Genomic DNA, 16767 nt, shown 5'->3' on the forward strand with positions numbered 1-16767 from the left:
TCTACCCCTATACAAACCCAAAATAGTTGACCAGGGGGGCTTGTTCCCCAATTGGAACCCAAATTCACCATAGAACTCTCTATGACAACTTATTTATCCTAACTTCATATCGTTTAGGACGCTATTGGTCTCATACCATTAAAACTTTACCATGATGCCCTGCATTACGCTACACTATTGTTTGCCGCTGGACGCCTTGCTGTTGCCTTCAGCTTTGGCCGGAGCCGCCCAAAAGCCTTCTGAAACAGCACGGCTTTTGGCAGTGTTTGCTCCGTACAACATCGCATTGAACAGTGTGCGGTAAGTGCCCATAGGTTGCCCTCGCCACTGGGGTTGGAAGCCGAACAGGATCACATGGCCTTGCCCATGCTGAACGTCGAGCGCCGCAGCGTAGCCATTCAGATATTTGGCGCCAAGCAGAAAACCCGAGCGTAGGGGAGAGCCTTTGTCCTGGTATTTGGCAAGTGCCTCTCCTTTGAAGCCTTCTAAAGTGGTAAAAACAGGGCTTCTATTGACAAACACACTGGCGTGATCAGACATGCCAGCCATTACAGGGTGAGTGGTATTTGTCGTCACCTCCATGATGGAGCCGCCGGTAAAGAAATCCTTTCTGTTCACACCCTTCACAATATTTTTTACAGGTAAGTAGAGCGATTCAATGGCGAAATCGCTGCTTTGATTCATGCAGACAAGCGTGCCACCTGCCTTGACAAAGTCGTCGAGGTTGCGGATACCTGTTTCACCCAGCCCACCCTCGTAGCGGGGAGGCACTTGTCCTTTTTTGTAACCATTTTCGATGGTGCCATTCCTTTCTGAAGCCATCACTATCACATCGAACCTATCTTTTAAGTTACTGGCCGCAAAGTCTGAATTTCGGATGACAGTATAAGGCAGTCCGAAATTATCAAGCAGCCAGCGTGTCCAGCCCATGTCCATGCTGGCTGTCCAGGGTTCATAAATGGCGATGCGGGGTTGAATCCTTACGCCGGACGAGCTACCCGTTTTCACGACGTTCACGGCAAAGTCATCCACCCATTTTTTAGCCAACGCTTCCGAGGCACCTTTCACAGCATATTTTTGATTGGCGTACTCAACAGTGAGTCCCTGATTCCAGGCTTCACCCAGTACTCGAAAGGTGTTGTTTTCCTTAGGGTCAAGCAACAGCGTGGTGCCGCTTCCTTTGATAGAACCAGGGAGAGGAAGAATGCCTGCAGCCACCTCGCTGGTATTGAAACCGGCGCCGGGAGCGAAATCAATTTTGCTATTGTCGTCGCTGGCGGCTGTTTTCCAGTCGACTTTGGTTCCTTTTACTTCCGTGAGGCTTGCCCTGACCTCTTCAGAAAGAGGGCTGGCAGCCGCAGTTATATTTAACTCAAATTGGAGGGGCAGCGACCAGCCAGCGGCGTCATATGGCTGCTCCAGCGGGCCATCGGGGAATTCCCGCAGGTCGGGGTACACCTGCACATCGAGAGCCTGGCGGGCCAGCTCGGCAAATTCCTGGTCCATGGGGATCACCCAGGTGCCTTTGGGGTAAGCTTGCCCGTTAAAAGTAATCGCCTTGTCTAGTTGCGAGATTTTGATGCCGTTAAAGGCCAGGCGCTTCAGTAGCTCTACCGGACGGGCGGGGTCACGCTGCTGCTGTGGAATGAAATAAGCGTATGGAGGCTCATTGCGGTACTTTTCAATGGTGCTTTGCGCCGACTGATACTTATTGAAAAGAACTGTTTCGCTGTATTTGGAGGCATAGTCCAATACGGCTATCGACGCTGTTTGCATGTACTGAATGGCATCGCTTATGCGCCACCAACCACCAGGCCACGGACTGGAGTAAAGCGATTCGATGCGAAGATCACTTCTGTCTTTGGGGAAATCGTTGATGGTATAGAAATAGGGAGTGGCATACCGGTAAAGGGCTGTTTCCGTCCAGAAGGAGGGAATGTTTTGCAGCACCGGCATGTAGTCGATATAGCCAGGGTACCAGGCGTCGAAGCCCTGGCCCATGTGCACCGCACCTTTCAGGCCTTCGGTTTCCAGTTCCTGAGCCATGGCCATGCCAATCATGTTCACTTCACGGGCAACCAGGGGCGGCGTTTGGGAGGCAATAGGCTCTGCGAACGGGGGCAGCCAGATGCGGGTAGGGAAGGGCGACGACTGGTGGTGTACATGGATGATATTGGGCTCCCATTCTCTCCATGTACGACCCACGACTCTCGACTCAATCATATTGACCATGTAGGCATCCCGGTTGTTATCGTGCCCCACATACTTTTGATAAAGCCAGGGGACGGGGGCGACTTCGTAAGGCGTGCCCACGTTCTCTTCGTACCAGTTGGCAATAATATCCTGACCGTCAGGGTTGAGCGAAGGCCAGAGCAAAATGATGACATCGTCGAGAATTCTGGCAATTCTCTCGTCTGACTCCGCCGTGCTAATGAGTTGGTGCGCCAGCGAAATAGTGTGCTGGGCTCCGGCCACCTCCGAGGCATGCAGGCCACCATCGATATGGACGATGGGCTTGCCTTCTTTGGCAAGTTGTTTGGCTTCCTCCCTCGTCATACCATCAGGATGTGCCAGCCGCTGCGCAATGGCCTTATATTTGTCAATGTTTTTGATGTTTTCAGGAGAGGAAATGAGTGCGAAATACCAGGGTCTTCCTTCGGAGGTTTCACCCACATGCACCATTTGGATCCTGTCGCTGGCGGCGTCGAGTTTGTTGAAATAGGCAAGCGATTGCTCGTAGGTGGCCAGGTGGAAATCGGCACCCACTTTGAACCCCAGTGTTTCCTCGGGAGCAGGGATTTGCGCCAACAGCAATGATGAGAGACCTAGTTGGCAAACAAAGGTCAGCAGAGTTGCCTTCTTCGTCAACTGGTGAAGTACAGTAGTGGTCATGGTTGGTAGTATTAGCCTCAAACGACCGAATATAAGGAAATGAATGAATCTTGCTGACCAGTTTTATATGGGCGAGTGGTTTACTCTGCGAGGCAAAGCTGGCGAAGGACAGGGCTCGCTTGAATCAATATTGGCCCAATACAATTTTTTAAAACTTTTTGATGAACTTGGTGCATGGCCTTTACTCTTTTCGAATGGCTTCAAAAGCCTTTTTATCAGCTACAGGTATTTGTTGTCCTTACCTTTGTCTTTCTGGTAATTATGAGGCCGGTAAAAGCAGACAATGCATGGATGATCGCCGGTATCGTGTATGGATGCTTCATTGTAGTCAATACCGTGTTGATTGGTTTTGCAGATAAGCCGTGGTACTACTTTTTGACATCGTTAGGGTTTAGTATTCTTTATCTTATTGCAATAGGCGTTTTAATACCCGCACTCATCAGAGTCATGAAAATGGAAGGATCAGGAGAAAGTGCCATGGTCTTCCTGCTCATCATTTATCATCCGCTTGCCCTCATGTTGATGATGTTTTTGAAGTGGGCTTATTTTAAAGTGTTTTGACGTGTAGCGTAATTTGGCCGGGATATTAGGAGGAGGTTGTATCAAAGGCCCTAACATTTTGGCAAACGCACAAATTGAGATGACGTTTTCTTGCGTGAAGTAAAGAGGGCGTTCTTGTGCTGGCGGATAGAGCGACCTCTTTACTTGGGCTACCGTTGGCGATTTCCTGGTACCTTTCCTTATTCGAGCGTTATACTCCTGTTGCTCGCCATCTCATTTTGTGTGTTTGGCTGGCCCAAATATTTGGTCTCAATCTGACATTCTCCCCGTAAAGTTGGGCTTTGATGAAGCCTCTTTTCGCTTTTATTCAAAAAAAGGAATTCCCTTTGTGGCATATTTCTTCATGCCCTCTTCGTTGATCTCTACGCCAATGCCTGGCTTGTTGGAAACTGTAATAAATCCGTTTTCAACCATTTCACCGTCGAAAGTCACAATCTCTTTGAACATGGGATCCTTGTGAAAGTAGATCTGCCATTCCAGAATCATGAAGTTGGGCACCGAAGCGCAGACATGAGCGGAAGCCATGGCGCCCAAATAAGAAGCCACCATGTGGGGAGCGAAGGGCACGTAGTACAGATTCGCCAGGTTGGCAATGCGCTGTGCTTCGCCAAGGCCTCCCGCCTTTTGCAGGTCAGGCATAATGATGTCGACAGCACCTATTTCCAGCATGCGCCTGAACCCATAGGCCAGGTAAACATTTTCGCCAGCACAGATCGGCGTGCTGGTGGACTCAGTGATGGCTTTGTAGGCTTCCACATTTTCAGCAGCGATGGGTTCTTCCAGCCACATCATGTGGATGGGTTCGAGCATTTTGGCGACCTGCTGGCCTGTCACGGCATCGTAGCGCCCGTGCATATCGGCACAGATGTCAATATTAGGCCCTACTGCCTCTCTGGTAGCGGCCATTTGATCGTACATTCTCTGCAACTCCGCTGGGCTGGCTGTCCAGTTGTAACGATCATACTTGTTCGGGTCGTTGGCCTGGTCCAGGTCAAATTTAACGGCAGTGAAGCCCATATCGACGGCCTCTTTGGCACTGGCAGCAAAATCTTCCGGCGTTGGGAGCCTCGACTGGTACAAAGCAGTGTCCATATATACCCTCACGCTGTCACGGAATTTGCCTCCCAGTAGCTGGTAAACCGGCACGCCGAGGGCCTTGCCCGCCAGATCCCAAAGGGCAGTTTCTACTGCTGACAGCACGGCCACAAACATACCAGACTGGGCACCTTCAAAGAAGCCTGACTTTCGGATGTCCTCAAAAAGGCGGTGAACGTTCAGAGGGCTCTTGCCTTTGATGCGCTCCCCCATCATTTTCACCAGGTGGTAGGTGCCCGGCACGGCATCCACACCTTCGCCACAGCCCCAAATATCCTGGTTGGTGTAAATTTTTACGAACAGACTGTGCCCATTGCGGATATAACCACATTTGATCTCTGTGATCTTGAGATCCGAGGGCATGCCGTGTTTCGGTGCTTTGTGAATCGCTTCTTCATAACCCTGGCCGTAAGTGGATAGGGCTGTTAGGCCGAGGGCGCCGGTGCCCAGGGCGGATTTGGTGAGGAAGGAGCGGCGTGAATGAGATTTGGACATAGTGGTTTAAGTTTTAATAGGGCTTTATTATCAAATGTATCTTTCGCTCTTAAGTAGTCGGGCTGCTGGAGAACGGCTCGGGCTGCAAGAAAGTAATGTATACTACCAGGTTCTTGTTTTTAACAATTCCTGGATTTGTTCTCTTGGAACTGGCAGTTCGTCGATGTGCTCGTTGAGCCATTGGGAGAAGTCCTTTTCTATTTCATCGGACCAGCGGTTGTCGATTTGACCGGCTGTGTACTTTTGCTCCCGCAGCCGCTGGTGACCAAACATATCTCTCAGCCTGACTACTTCGCTGATCTTTACTACTTTTTCTGCAAGATGAGGAGGGATAAAAAGTACGCCACCGTCTCTGCCAAGCACCACGTCGCCTGGCATCACAGTTGCCATGCCAATGCGGGTGGGTTGGTTGATGCCGACCAGAGTGGTATTAAGTGCTCCGTCTGGATTGTTTAAATGGTGAGAGGGGTGATAGGTACGAAAAAAGGAGGTAAAGCTGCCAATTTCTTTCAGACCATTGATGTCCCGGATGGCGCCGTCGTACACGATGCCATTGCCTGACTTGGTGAAGATAGAATTACCGAGGTTGTCGCCAATCGTAGGGCCGTCCACATGGGCACCAAACTGATCCACCACATATACATCGCCTTTTACTAACATGTCAACTGGCCAGGAGTTTTGTGACTTGATTCGACCGTCCTGGTCATGACCTTTTTTGTCAAGCACCCGATGAATGTCAGGGCGGCCAGGCATAAACGTGGCGGTTAAGGCCCTGCCCACCAGTACACTGTCGGGGTTGATGGTCACCCAGCCGTCGGCATACTGGTATTTGTAGTTCTCATTTCTAAGCACTGCCCAGGCCTCTTCGAGGGTGACCAGTTTCATCCGTTTCAGAAGCGCATCTGGCACTTTGGGGCGCCCGTCGTCAAAGCGCTCACCTTTCCATTCGGGAGTGAGAAAGATCAGGTCTGCCTTGGAAATCTGCTGAGCGGAGGCCGTTACCGTTGCAAACAGGCACAAACATAGCCATAGCTGTGGTTTGAAAGTTGTGTTCATTTTAAAGTAGGTAGAGTGTCCATTAATGATAATGAAAAATTTGAACACAACCTACGAGGAATTGATAGCTGGTTAGCGGGTGGCAAATGAAATGAAAGAACCGCACGGTTACTTCTCGCATGCCTTTTTCATTGCTTCCAACCAGGCCATCATGCCCTTTTCCAGGGTTTTGTTGAAAGAACCCTTCAGCAAACTGGCCAATAATCCTTCCATACTCTCTTCCACGGTTACTTTCGTCGCCGGGCCTACAGCTTCCAGCTCCCAGTTGTGAATGGCGGAGATCCCCATCACTTTGCCCGTCCAGCCGAGTTCTCTTTCCCGGTTAACGGTGTGGAGTGTCGAATGAATTTTTGTCCCGCCAGTTTTCCAGTCGAAGGATGTGCCAGGTGCCAGCGGCCCGGTCATTGCTGCAAATGATACTTCAGGGTTCCAGGCAGGCCAGCTGTTGATCGATGTGAGAAGCTTCCATACCTGGTCGGCCGGCGAGTTGATGATGATTTCTTTGCGACATTTTACCGGAGCCTTTTCGTTGATGCTTTTCATTGCTATGTTGTTTTAAAGTACCTGACAAAGGTCAGGGCTAAACCAACACGTGCGCTTGATCTATATCAAGAAGTCAGCCGACCGACTTTTTTCTTAACCGGCTCAGGGTCTCGGGGGTCATGCCCAGCATAGAGGCCAGGTATTGCAGCGGCACGAGGTTGAAAAGCTCTTTGTTGAAATGGAAGAGTTGCTGATAGCGTTCTTCGGCGGTCATAGAGAGGTGGGCAACCACCCGATCCTCCAGTACGGTGAAACATTTGGCAATGAAAAGCTTTTCCAGCTCAGTCCACCGGGGGATAAGCTTGCCAAGCTCACGATACCTTGCCTTGTCGATCACATACATTTCAGTATCAACCAGTGCCTGCATATTCCAGCGGGCCGTTTTGTCAAAAAGGAAGCTAGCCAGGTCCAGAGCGAAATAGCCTTTCGTAGAGATCCATTTGGTCACCTCCTTTTCCCCGGTGTCAAAGTATTCTCTGAGAATGCCCGATTGCACAAAACCCATTCGGTCGGAATAACGCCCCGCATGGAGGTAGTAATCTCCCTTTTTCAATGTGATCGGCGTGAACCACTCACTTATTTTGACGGCGTCTTCGATGGTGACACCAAAAAAAGACTGGATATACTTTTCAAGTTCCGTCATGATAAATGATCGCCGGGTTTTGATGTGTTTTTCGTCATAGTCCGATCAGCGTTCAGTCTATCGTGAAAGCTCCATATGAATGATTGGATAGGGCTTTCCGGTGCCATCAAGTCTTGAGCGTCCGACAGCTTTGAAACCAAAATACTCGTAGAAACTTTGGGCTTTGGGATTCTGTTCGTTCACATCCACCTTGGTCGCATCCAATTTGTCAATCGAATACCTGATTAGCCTTCGTCCAATGCCACGGTTCATGTAATGTGGGTGGACAAACATCATTTCTATTTTTCCTTTGGCGACCCCCAGAAAGCCTACGATTTTATTGTCTTCGTTGCGGGCGCAAAAAAGTTTGACCTGGTCAAGGTAGCTATTTAGTATCAGGGGTTTGAAAAACTGGATATCTTCCTCGGTTAAAAATGTATGGCTTACCCTTACGGAAGCCTCCCACAGCGCAACGATGTTGGCGTATTCACTTTTATGGACGATGTCGATGTAGTATGGCATATCCCTGTGTTAAGGCTGTTTTATAAAATTTACTTGTACCCATTCCCCTTCGTATGAATCATTTTTCTGAGTTTCCCCGGCCGTGCTCCTGCCGTTTTGAATGTATTTTGCAAGCAAAGCCTTTAACTCAGCCACCTTTCCTGGCTGCTCTGCTTCCAGGTTACGCTTTTCTCCCGGGTCATTGGCTAAGTGATAGAGTTGTATGGCCGGAAGTCCAGCTACAGCCACCGAATCTTGCGGTTTCGGATCACTCCATCCACCAGAGTCTGGGCATAAGATAAGCTTCCATGGGCCCCTACGAATAGCGAAGCTGCCATTCATCGAGTGATGAACAGTGCCTTCCCTCAATGGTTCTGATGAAATCGTCTGTTTGAAAATTGGCAACAGGCTGTAGCTGTCTTCTCCTTCATTTGGTGCCAACTTGTGTCCTGCTATGTCGGCACAAGTTGCCATCAGGTCTGTCAGGCAAATGGTTTGGCTGGAAACGCTGCCTGATTCAATAACTCCTGGCCATTTGGCAATAAATGGAATACGATGTCCTCCTTCAAATATGTCGGCTTTGTAGCCCCGGAACGGGCCGCTCGGATAATGTCCTTTTGCTTCTAATAGCTCGAAGTTGGCGTAAGGTGCAAAACCATTGTCGCTGGTAAAGATCACCAGCGTATTTTCTTCAATACCTGCGGCTTTGATCGTTCGCATCAGCTGGCCCACATAGTCATCTATCATCATCACAAAATCTCCATAGGGATTCAATCCGCTTTTCTCCTGCCATTCTTTGGTGGGGAGAATAGGGGTGTGGGGCGATGGCAAAGCGAGGTACAGAAAGAAGGGTTGGTCCGAAAGGGCACGATCTTCAACCAGCGCCATGGCTTTTTTGAAATAGTTAGGGGTCACTTCTTCATGCACAAAGTCGGGGGCCGTCGGACCTTCCCGCCACCAGGAATATTCACCTGTATTTACTGTTGTTGTGTCTGGCACAGCCGTCACCATACCATTTTCCACATACACATAGGGAGACATGTCGAGCGATGCCGGATGACCATACGAAAAGTCGAAGCCACGTTCCTTTGCGGAGTTTTTTACTGGCAAAGCATAGTTGATATTCGAAAAGTCAACCGACCAGGGCGTTGGGCTCCGGGCTTGTTCATCTTTAAGTCCCCAGTCCCACCCCAAATGCCATTTGCCAATGAATGCTGTATAATACCCATTTTTTTGAAGCATGGAACCTATGGTGGTTCTGTCGGCTGCTATCAATGGCTTTGAGTTCCCGCTCAGCACGCCTTCTTTGAGTCGGGTGCGCCAACTGTAACGGCCCGTCAAAATACCATAGCGGGTAGGCGTGCACACTGACGACCCCGAATGGGCATCAGTGAACATCATCCCTTCTGTGGCCAGCTGATCAATAAAAGGAGTTTTTATTTTGCTATCTGCATTGAAGGCAGACACATCGCCATAGCCCATGTCGTCGGCGAGGACATAGATGATGTTGGGTTTCTCAGGCTCCTCTGTCTGCCGATCACAACCGGCCAGGCATAGCAGCGTCGCAGATACGAGAAAATTTCTTCTAACGAGGACATTCATCGGCATAGGACAATAGTTGAGTTCATTAATATAGTTGAATTCGGCTAAATTATAGTTACCGCTGTTTTAATAGTGTGCTTGTTGGCTTACACTTTCAATTTGACGAGCATTTTCCCACTGCTATTTGGTGCATGGGCCCTTTCTATCTCCCGTCCTTTTTCGTACCATTATTTCCACAATTATATCAATGCCTTATGAAACTACCTCTAAAATCCTTTTTTCCTGCTGCCATGCTGCTGGCCGTCTCATTTGCATCAACAAGCCAGACGAGGGAGCAAGGCCCGTGGTGGCCTCATCCTGTCTGGGGCGCTGGCGACCAGGCTGGCGGCTCCAACTGGATTACCCCTGAAAAGGTGTTACAAGCGATGACGATGGTGAAGACAGGAAAGGTGTATGAACTGGGCCAGCCCTACGAAAACGAGATGAGCGTTCCTGACAACCGCAGTTACAATCTGCTTATTCCTTCATTTCCGACGTATGGTCCAGAGGGGAGAAACGGGCAGGTGTTCAACGACGAATATATTGCCGGGTCGCTCGGTCAGGTAGGCACTCAGTTTGATGGCCCTGGCCATGTAGGCCAGCAGGTGAAAATGGCCGATGGCACCACCACAGAGGTTTTCTACAACGGCTATAGTACGGCAGAGATGAAGAACCCGTTTGGATTGCAGAAGCTGGGTGTTGAAAACGTAAAACCAATTGTAACCCGTGGCGTGTTGGTTGACATAGCTGGGCTGAGAGGGGTTCCCACGCTGGCAGAAGGCTATGAGGTGTCGCTGGACGACGTAAAGGCGGCATTGAAAAAGCAGGGAATTGCAGAAGCATCGATTGCCCCCGGAGATGCCCTTTTCTTCAATTTCGGATGGTCGAGGCACTGGACTTCTGGCTATGCCATGAAGGGAAAACGCCCGTTTGTAGGTCGTGATGTGGTGGAATGGATCATTACCAAAAAACCTTGCATGGTGGGGTCGGATGGCATCATGGATGGCGATGAATTGATTGCACACTCCGAGCTCACCATGAAAAACGGCATTTTCAACCTTGAGTGGATGACTTTCGAGCGTTTGCAGGAGGACAAAGCCTACGAGTTTCTGTTTGTATTTACGCCCATTCGGTTCAAAGGGGCAACCGGCTCACCCGGGAGGCCTATTGCCATCAGGTGAGGTGGTTGTGTTCGCCAACTAGTAAGTCCTCATCTTCAAGCTGGCCGGCAGTTTCAACTTGACCTCAGAATCGGTTTTGGTCAGCAGCCCGGTCTTTTTGTCTCTTTTCAGTACGACGATGTTGTTGCCAAATTGATTGGCGACAAGCAGAAAATTTCCTGATGGATCGATGACGAAGCTGCGAGGATGATCGCCGTAAGTAGATTCGTGACCAACCAATGTTAGTTGACCGCTCTTTTGGTCGATAGAGAAAATGGCGATGGTGTTTTCCTCACTTACCCTGTTCGACACATAAAGGAATTTCCCGTCCGGCGACGTGTGGAGGTCAGCTCCACCGTAAATGTCAAACTTCTTTGTGTAGGTCGACATCCTGCCAGTGGGAGTGAGCTTTCCTTTGCTGTAGGTGTACGATGAAACGGTGCCGCTCAATTCTTCCACGCAGTAGGCAAACTTTCCGTTGGGGTGAAATTCGAGGTGTCTGGGACCGCTGCCTGGCGTTGTGGCAACAGTAAGCTCGCTGCTAAAAGTAGCAGGCTTTCCGCTACTTTTGTCGAATGCATAGGCGAGGATCTTGTCCGACCCAAGATCCGGCACAAACAGGAAATCGCCAGCAGGATCAAACACTGCAGCATGGGTATGTGCGTCGTCCTGACGTCCGGGAATCACGCTTTTTCCTTCAATATCAAACTGTTGTGCAGGTGGCTTCAGGCTACCGTCCGAATTACGTTCGAAGACGGAAACACCTCCGTCGGTGTAGTTGGCACTGGCCACAAACCGGCCAGCCGGATGCACCATGGCATATGCCGGGTTGCGTCCTTCAACAGATTGTTTATTGAGAAACGAAAGCTTTCCACTGGCGGCGTTGAAGCTAAATGCTGAAACATTGCCCGGGGTTTCCAGTTGGGTTTCAGTGCAGGCATACACGAACTTGCCATCAGGTGCCAAAGTGAGAAACGATGCGTTGACGAGGTTTTCCACCTTACTGACCTCCTCTAAAGAACCCGTTCCATTATCAAATTCAAACACATACATGCCTGTGCCGGGCACCTTTTCTGTATAGCAGCCGACGAAGAGATAAGTTTTGTTCATTTTTTGGCTGACAGAAGGTTGGGAAAAGAACACAATGGATAGCAGGAAGAGGCTTAGGTATTTCATTATTGTCCGATTTTTAAATATTTCATCACAGCTTCGTCGTCCTTTAGGGCACTGGAAGGGCGTGGTGTTTTGTCTGTGAAAACTTTAAGGTCATCTGCTGGCAAAATGGTGACAAAACTCTCGTTGTAGCCATCCTCATAAGGGAGGTTGGCATAGTTAAGACCAAGGTGCTCAGCAAAGAAATTGTAAGCGACGATCCTCTTGGAAACGCCGTAGTCATGCTTTTCAGCAGCAAAATGAACGTTGTCGACAAGATGCTGAACTCCGTAGGCCTTGTAAACACTTTGCACGTAAGGAAACTCTACCAAAGGTGTGTTCTTCGTCCAGTCGGCGCCATCCGACACCATGAGCATGGGCCGGGGAGCGCACAATGCAGCTACCTCGACATTGTTGGTTTGAAAGGTGGCTGTTTTATGAACGGGCATGCCGCTTTCGCAAACGCAGCCGCCAAAGAAATGGGCCGACACCTGCACCACGGGCACGGCCACTTTTATCCTGTCGTCGATAGCCGTGAGTATAAAGGTCTGCGTGCCGCCGCCTGATGCGCCTGTCATGCCAATTCTGGATGCATCCACGTCGGGCCGGGAGAGCAGGTAGTCGAGCACTCGCTTGCTGTTCCATGTTTGCAGGGTCATGGCGATAGGCATTTTGTGCGTTACCTGAGTGCTTTCGGTGTACCCCACCATGTCGTACATAAACACCATGGCGCCCATTCTGGCAAGGGCGGCGCACCTTCGCTGCACGGGAACTGAAAATCTCGCATCAGGAAAATGGCCATGGGCGCTCAGAATGGCGGGGTACTTGTCTGCCTTTTGGACAGGGCGATAGAGGTTGCCTGTTACATAAAAGCCGGAAAAACTTTGTATGGCAATATTCTCCACAATGTAGCCGTCCATTTCCCGGGTATTGGTGATAACGGTTTTGAAGCCATCTTTTGGCACAGGCATCTTTTCCAGCTGTAGCCCGTCGATGATGTTTTTTCTGATCTGCGTGGCTCTCTTTTCCCAGGAAGCCTTGTCAGTCCATTGGGAGGCAAAATCTGCCATCTTGACTTTGGCTTCGTCTTCTGTCCAGTAGTGGCCCTGGCAGAGAATGGACTCCTGGGCAATGGCCGCTCCGGCGATGGTTAAACCGACGAATAGCAGTAGTAATGCTTTGGTGGTGTTGTGCATGGTAAAAGTAGGTGATGTCAACTACCGAAGATAGATAATAATTGAAACACAACCTGTCCCGGGAATCGTTTTGTTTCAGGTAATTCCTTAAACGGTGAGTTTGAAAAACATGGAAGAATTTGGCGCTGGGTTTTGTGTTGCCTTTACAACTCCGTTGATAGTTCGGGCGCTGTGTTTGCCAGTTACTCCACCTTTATCCCATTGTTCACGCTGCCCCGGCAATCATTCGCCCTGATGTAGTATTGCATGTAGGGCACATCGTAACTGGTAGGGTAGATGACCGCCGTGGTAGCCTCTGTTTCGATCACATCCAGGTAGGCGGTGTTAAAGGCATCCTGAAGCACCAAAAAATATTTGCTCTTGAATTTTTTGTCAGGATTGTCCCAGGTGATGGTGAGCGGAGCAGGAGAATCTTTATCAATCGTGGTCATGAGCTTGCCCCGAATTTGGATTCGGCTTGCATCGAAGTCCCCGTTGGGGGCACCGGGCACTACGATTCGGTTGTAGGAAAACTTGCAGTTGCCGATGCCCTTGTTGAAGACCACCACCTTAAGGCTGTCGTGGTTGCGGTAGCGGTAAGAGTGTTCCCTTTCCAGCACGTCCAGGTTGTGAGTGCCTGGGCCAAGCACCAAATCAAGCCGGGACTCCACATCCATTTCCAGGCTGCCACCTTCCTTCACCAGCACGGTCTGGTAGCGGCTGATGGCGGTGTTGGTTTTTATTCTTTTGCCACTTTCGTCGTAGGCTTTTTTGGCCAGCATCACCCGGAAGAGCTTCGGTTGTGATGCAGCTTCAACATAGGAGAAGACCAATAGACAAAGAATCAGGAGTCTGGCCATGTTAGTAGGTTGAGTGAAAGATAACGAAAAGTACGGAGCGATATTGGATTGAGAACAGCGAGGGCCCTTTAGGCAAACTTGGCTTTTAGTTGTACTTTGATACCCTTACCATACTTAAAACCAAGAAGATGCACTGCAAGCAAAGTCCGGGTATTACTCTACTGTTTTTTATAGTCTTGTCCACAAGTGCTTTTGGACAGAAGGGAAAGAAAGACTTCCAAAATGAGATCAACCAAAAGACGGCGAGTATTGAGCCCAAGGTCATATCGTGGTACGAGGATCTTCACCAAAACCCTGAGCTCGGCAACCGGGAATTTCGCACGGCAATGCTAGTGGCCAAACACCTTGAAAGGCTGGACATAGACGTGACGACGGGCATTGCCCACACAGGCGTGGTGGGTGTGCTGAAAGGTGGGCTACCAGGGCCTGTCATAGCCATCAGGGCCGATATGGATGCCTTGCCGGTTGTAGAGGAGGTAGACTTGCCATTTGCTTCCAAAGTACGAACGACCTACAACGACCAGGAGGTGGGGGTGATGCATGCCTGCGGACACGATGCCCATGTTGCCTGCCTCATGGGCGCTGCCGAAGTGCTGGCCGGCATGCGCCAGCAGCTGAAAGGAACCATACTCTTTATCTTTCAACCAGCTGAGGAAGGGCCTCCGGCAGGAGAGGAGGGCGGCGCTGAGCTGATGGTGCAGGAAGGGATTTTTAAAGACCTGCAGCCGGAAGCGGTGTTTGCGCTCCATACCGATGGGCGGTTCGGTGCGGGCACCCTGGCCGTACGCCCCTATGGCATGTGCGCCGGGGCTGATCAATTAGAGATTATTGTAAAGGGCAAGCAGTCGCATGGTGCGTTCCCCTGGCTGGGCAACGACCCCATTGTCATTGCCTCGCAGATTGTGATTGGCTTGCAGGTAATACCCAGCCGTCAGCTCGACATGACAAAAGCTTTGTCGCTTGTCACCATCGGAAGCATCCAAGGTGGAGTGAGAGGCAATATCATTCCCAACGAAGTGCGCATGCTGGGCACCATCCGCACGTTTGATACTGAGATCAGGGAGGACTTCCATAGACGAATCCGTCAAACAGCCCAGAGCATTGCAGAGGCTTCCGGGGCCACTGCGGAGGTCATCATTTCTGGCAGTAATCCTGTGACTTTCAACGACCCTGAACTACTGACAAAAATGACGCCCACACTTTTGAAGGTAACCGGAGAAGGCAACCTGATCACGCCGTCCGTGGAAATGGGAGCAGAGGATTTTCCCTTTCTGACACAAAACGCTAAGGGTTTGTACTTTTATCTGGGTGTGCGAACGCCGGGAAAAGCGATCGAGTCTCAGCATTCACCTACCTACTATGTGGATGAGTCTTCGCTACAGCTGGGTGTAAGAGCCCTCAGCAGTTTGGCGGTGGACTATTTGAATGGGAAGTAGTGAAGAACGGCTTTAAACATTCATCTCATGAGGACAAGATTCAAATTATTCACTTGTACTCGTAACTAACTAATGCAGGTGAGTATAGAGTATAGTTCCCGTTTTCGTTGACGTACTTTATTTCATTTTCGACGGTAAATAGGTACACCAGATCAAAATCGGGGATCAGGTCAGGCATCAGTATGTAAGTGGAAATAGCTTCATATCTGGCTAGGCACCTACTTGCAGCCCTCACATTAACCTTTTCTTTTCTGTATGGATTATACGACCATACAATACTTTCAAAGTTTATTTTGTTCCCTGTTATAAAACTATGCCGCTCACCGCCATCTCCATCATAGTTATTGCTGATTTCTGATTTGTTTGATTCATTCTCATTGACATAACTATGATTTTCGCAATCGTAACTCATTGTATGTTCCAGATTATATGGAAGAGCAGTATTGAAGGGAAATATCCCCGACATTTTTAAATAACGAATGGGTGACTCGCCGGTGAAGTCTGGAGTCTTTAATCTTTTATAAAACCCCATTATTTCGCCATTTTCTGTGGCCTGAACACGGGAAATGCTATCGATTTCATTGTCTATATAGTGCCAGTGCATCGTTTCGTGGAAGAAAGAATTCTGTATCTCCACAATTTTGTAATCGCTTGAGTAGGTGAACTGGTCTATTATTTCAGACTTGTCATCGAACCTGGAAACGATCTTTTCTGCGTAACCTCCTGAATTGAGGTGGTAGGTGGTAGAAATCAAGGTTTTCCCCGTGAAATGGAGGTCAGTGTCTCCGCTCCAGTCTATAATCACCTGGTCGGCCTCGTAAGAAATGGTGCCAATGGCAATTTTATCCGGCTTCATATAAGCGTCTCTGACTGCTTTGATGCGCAAAGGGGTGACACTATCTAGAGGCTCGCTTTTCTCACAGGCAAACAAAAGTATGATTAAAAATAAGGGTAATAGCAGCTTTCTTGCCATGGTAAATAAATATTTTCGCTTGAGTTCAGTCGAAATTGTATAAAGCTACCGTATTATTTCAAGTGTATTATCTGGTGTAATAGGAAATATTTTTTGTCGAGTAATAGACAGGCGAACGATGATGTCTTTTATTTAGCTCTAGGCACTTCAAGTACAGGAAGGTTTATTTCGCCTTCTCCTTAATAGGCCTGTAGATCCAAAGTTTGCCTTTGGCCAGGTTGTTCAGGTTGAGGTTGCTAACGCCCACCTTTTTGCCCCACTGGCCTGTGTTCTGGTGAGCGATCTCATAATTCAGCGGGCCGTTTACCTTATACACTACAGCGGTGTGCTGTCCCATGGTTTCTTTGTAGGTAGTATTGCCGTCTTTCCACGCCAATTCCACATTCTCAAACTGGATCAGGTCACCTGGTAGCACTTCCTCTTTTTTGTAATTCAGCTCACGACCGTAGATGGTCACGGTTTTCATGCTGCTGCGGTCGAAATAGGCACCGGAGTAGGCCAGCGCACCTGCGGCCAGATCCCAGCACTCGCCTCTGTCTACCTTTTTGCCCATCACAGAGTCGAGGTAGGTGATAATTTTAGCATTAAGCTCTGGCAGCTCTGCTTTGAAAGTGAAGGAACTAAGCAGAAGGAGTAGGGCTAGTTTTTTCATAGTTGGTTTGTTT

Annotated in this window: 15 protein-coding genes; 3 read left to right on the forward strand and 12 right to left on the reverse strand. The window is 49.4% G+C overall.

Features of this window, described 5'->3' with window-relative positions:
* Positions 1 to 174: 174 nt before the first annotated feature.
* Positions 175 to 2892: a M14 metallopeptidase family protein gene (locus GC130_RS24880; RefSeq protein ID WP_152001086.1), complete on the reverse strand. Its 2718-nt coding sequence runs from the start codon at positions 2890 to 2892 to the stop codon at positions 175 to 177.
* A gap of 174 nt (positions 2893 to 3066) precedes the next feature.
* On the opposite strand from GC130_RS24880, the gene GC130_RS24885 reads away from it, so the two are divergent.
* Entirely contained in the window at positions 3067 to 3453 is a 387-nt protein-coding gene (locus tag GC130_RS24885) for a hypothetical protein (protein ID WP_152001087.1), read from the forward strand.
* A 303-nt stretch (positions 3454 to 3756) separates the two neighbouring features.
* Here GC130_RS24885 and GC130_RS24890 read toward each other — a convergent pair whose 3' ends face one another.
* The 6 genes from GC130_RS24890 to GC130_RS24915 all read right to left on the reverse strand — a co-directional run bounded on the left by GC130_RS24890 (position 3757) and on the right by GC130_RS24915 (position 9373).
* Entirely contained in the window at positions 3757 to 5043 is a 1287-nt protein-coding gene (locus GC130_RS24890) for a mandelate racemase/muconate lactonizing enzyme family protein (RefSeq protein ID WP_152001088.1), read from the reverse strand.
* A 102-nt stretch (positions 5044 to 5145) separates the two neighbouring features.
* Complete coding sequence (locus GC130_RS24895) at positions 5146 to 6099, reverse strand: RraA family protein (RefSeq protein WP_152001089.1); 954 nt, start codon at positions 6097 to 6099, stop codon at positions 5146 to 5148.
* A 108-nt stretch (positions 6100 to 6207) separates the two neighbouring features.
* Positions 6208 to 6642 carry an SRPBCC family protein gene (locus GC130_RS24900; RefSeq protein WP_152001090.1) on the reverse strand — a complete coding sequence of 145 codons (435 nt, stop codon included), beginning with the start codon at positions 6640 to 6642 and terminating at the stop codon, positions 6208 to 6210.
* A gap of 73 nt (positions 6643 to 6715) precedes the next feature.
* A complete protein-coding gene (locus GC130_RS24905; RefSeq protein ID WP_152001091.1) occupies positions 6716 to 7285 on the reverse strand; it encodes a Crp/Fnr family transcriptional regulator in 570 nt (189 codons plus the stop codon).
* A gap of 57 nt (positions 7286 to 7342) precedes the next feature.
* Entirely contained in the window at positions 7343 to 7786 is a 444-nt protein-coding gene (locus GC130_RS24910; RefSeq protein WP_152001092.1) for a GNAT family N-acetyltransferase, read from the reverse strand.
* 9 nt (positions 7787 to 7795) lie between these two features.
* On the reverse strand, positions 7796 to 9373 hold the full coding sequence (locus GC130_RS24915) for an arylsulfatase (protein ID WP_226940605.1): 1578 nt from the start codon (positions 9371 to 9373) through the stop codon (positions 7796 to 7798).
* Between the two features lie 188 nt (positions 9374 to 9561).
* Between GC130_RS24915 and GC130_RS24920 the strand changes: the two genes are divergently transcribed.
* A complete protein-coding gene (locus GC130_RS24920; RefSeq protein ID WP_193217997.1) occupies positions 9562 to 10527 on the forward strand; it encodes a cyclase family protein in 966 nt (321 codons plus the stop codon).
* Positions 10528 to 10545: 18 nt separating this feature from the next.
* On the opposite strand, the gene GC130_RS24925 is transcribed toward GC130_RS24920, so the two are convergent.
* From GC130_RS24925 to GC130_RS24935, 3 genes are all read right to left on the reverse strand, one after another.
* Positions 10546 to 11682, reverse strand: a complete 1137-nt coding sequence (locus GC130_RS24925) for a lactonase family protein (RefSeq protein WP_152001094.1) — start codon at positions 11680 to 11682, stop codon at positions 10546 to 10548.
* Positions 11682 to 12854, reverse strand: a complete 1173-nt coding sequence (locus GC130_RS24930; protein WP_152001119.1) for a S9 family peptidase — start codon at positions 12852 to 12854, stop codon at positions 11682 to 11684. Before GC130_RS24930 ends, GC130_RS24925 begins: the two co-directional genes overlap by 1 nt.
* Before the next feature lie 182 nt (positions 12855 to 13036).
* Positions 13037 to 13693: a hypothetical protein gene (locus tag GC130_RS24935; RefSeq protein WP_152001095.1), complete on the reverse strand. Its 657-nt coding sequence runs from the start codon at positions 13691 to 13693 to the stop codon at positions 13037 to 13039.
* A gap of 128 nt (positions 13694 to 13821) precedes the next feature.
* Here GC130_RS24935 and GC130_RS24940 point away from each other — a divergent pair, with 128 nt between their 5' ends.
* On the forward strand, positions 13822 to 15129 hold the full coding sequence (locus tag GC130_RS24940; RefSeq protein ID WP_152001096.1) for an amidohydrolase: 1308 nt from the start codon (positions 13822 to 13824) through the stop codon (positions 15127 to 15129).
* Between the two features lie 49 nt (positions 15130 to 15178).
* Here GC130_RS24940 and GC130_RS24945 read toward each other — a convergent pair whose 3' ends face one another.
* Together GC130_RS24945 and GC130_RS24950 are read right to left on the reverse strand one after the other, a co-directional pair.
* On the reverse strand, positions 15179 to 16102 hold the full coding sequence (locus tag GC130_RS24945; RefSeq protein ID WP_201568579.1) for a hypothetical protein: 924 nt from the start codon (positions 16100 to 16102) through the stop codon (positions 15179 to 15181).
* A gap of 163 nt (positions 16103 to 16265) precedes the next feature.
* Complete coding sequence (locus tag GC130_RS24950; protein ID WP_152001098.1) at positions 16266 to 16754, reverse strand: hypothetical protein; 489 nt, start codon at positions 16752 to 16754, stop codon at positions 16266 to 16268.
* Positions 16755 to 16767 lie beyond the last annotated feature (13 nt).

It is taken from the genome of Imperialibacter sp. EC-SDR9 (genome assembly GCF_902498805.1).
Lineage (GTDB): Bacteria > Bacteroidota > Bacteroidia > Cytophagales > Cyclobacteriaceae > Imperialibacter.

Bases quoted from the DNA above. Each gene is read 5' to 3' on its own strand.
- GC130_RS24915 (WP_226940605.1), bottom strand. From the start codon at position 9,373: ATGCCGATGAATGTCCTCGTTAGAAGAAATTTTCTCGTATCTGCGACG.
- GC130_RS24905 (WP_152001091.1), bottom strand. From the start codon at position 7,285: ATGACGGAACTTGAAAAGTATATCCAGTCTTTTTTTGGTGTCACCATC.
- GC130_RS24880 (WP_152001086.1), bottom strand. From the start codon at position 2,892: ATGACCACTACTGTACTTCACCAGTTGACGAAGAAGGCAACTCTGCTG.
- GC130_RS24925 (WP_152001094.1), bottom strand. From the start codon at position 11,682: ATGAAATACCTAAGCCTCTTCCTGCTATCCATTGTGTTCTTTTCCCAA.
- GC130_RS24935 (WP_152001095.1), bottom strand. From the start codon at position 13,693: ATGGCCAGACTCCTGATTCTTTGTCTATTGGTCTTCTCCTATGTTGAA.
- GC130_RS24900 (WP_152001090.1), bottom strand. From the start codon at position 6,642: ATGAAAAGCATCAACGAAAAGGCTCCGGTAAAATGTCGCAAAGAAATC.
- GC130_RS24930 (WP_152001119.1), bottom strand. From the start codon at position 12,854: ATGCACAACACCACCAAAGCATTACTACTGCTATTCGTCGGTTTAACC.
- GC130_RS24945 (WP_201568579.1), bottom strand. From the start codon at position 16,102: ATGGCAAGAAAGCTGCTATTACCCTTATTTTTAATCATACTTTTGTTT.
- GC130_RS24950 (WP_152001098.1), bottom strand. From the start codon at position 16,754: ATGAAAAAACTAGCCCTACTCCTTCTGCTTAGTTCCTTCACTTTCAAA.
- GC130_RS24890 (WP_152001088.1), bottom strand. From the start codon at position 5,043: ATGTCCAAATCTCATTCACGCCGCTCCTTCCTCACCAAATCCGCCCTG.
- GC130_RS24920 (WP_193217997.1), top strand. From the start codon at position 9,562: ATGAAACTACCTCTAAAATCCTTTTTTCCTGCTGCCATGCTGCTGGCC.
- GC130_RS24885 (WP_152001087.1), top strand. From the start codon at position 3,067: ATGGCCTTTACTCTTTTCGAATGGCTTCAAAAGCCTTTTTATCAGCTA.
- GC130_RS24910 (WP_152001092.1), bottom strand. From the start codon at position 7,786: ATGCCATACTACATCGACATCGTCCATAAAAGTGAATACGCCAACATC.
- GC130_RS24940 (WP_152001096.1), top strand. From the start codon at position 13,822: ATGCACTGCAAGCAAAGTCCGGGTATTACTCTACTGTTTTTTATAGTC.
- GC130_RS24895 (WP_152001089.1), bottom strand. From the start codon at position 6,099: ATGAACACAACTTTCAAACCACAGCTATGGCTATGTTTGTGCCTGTTT.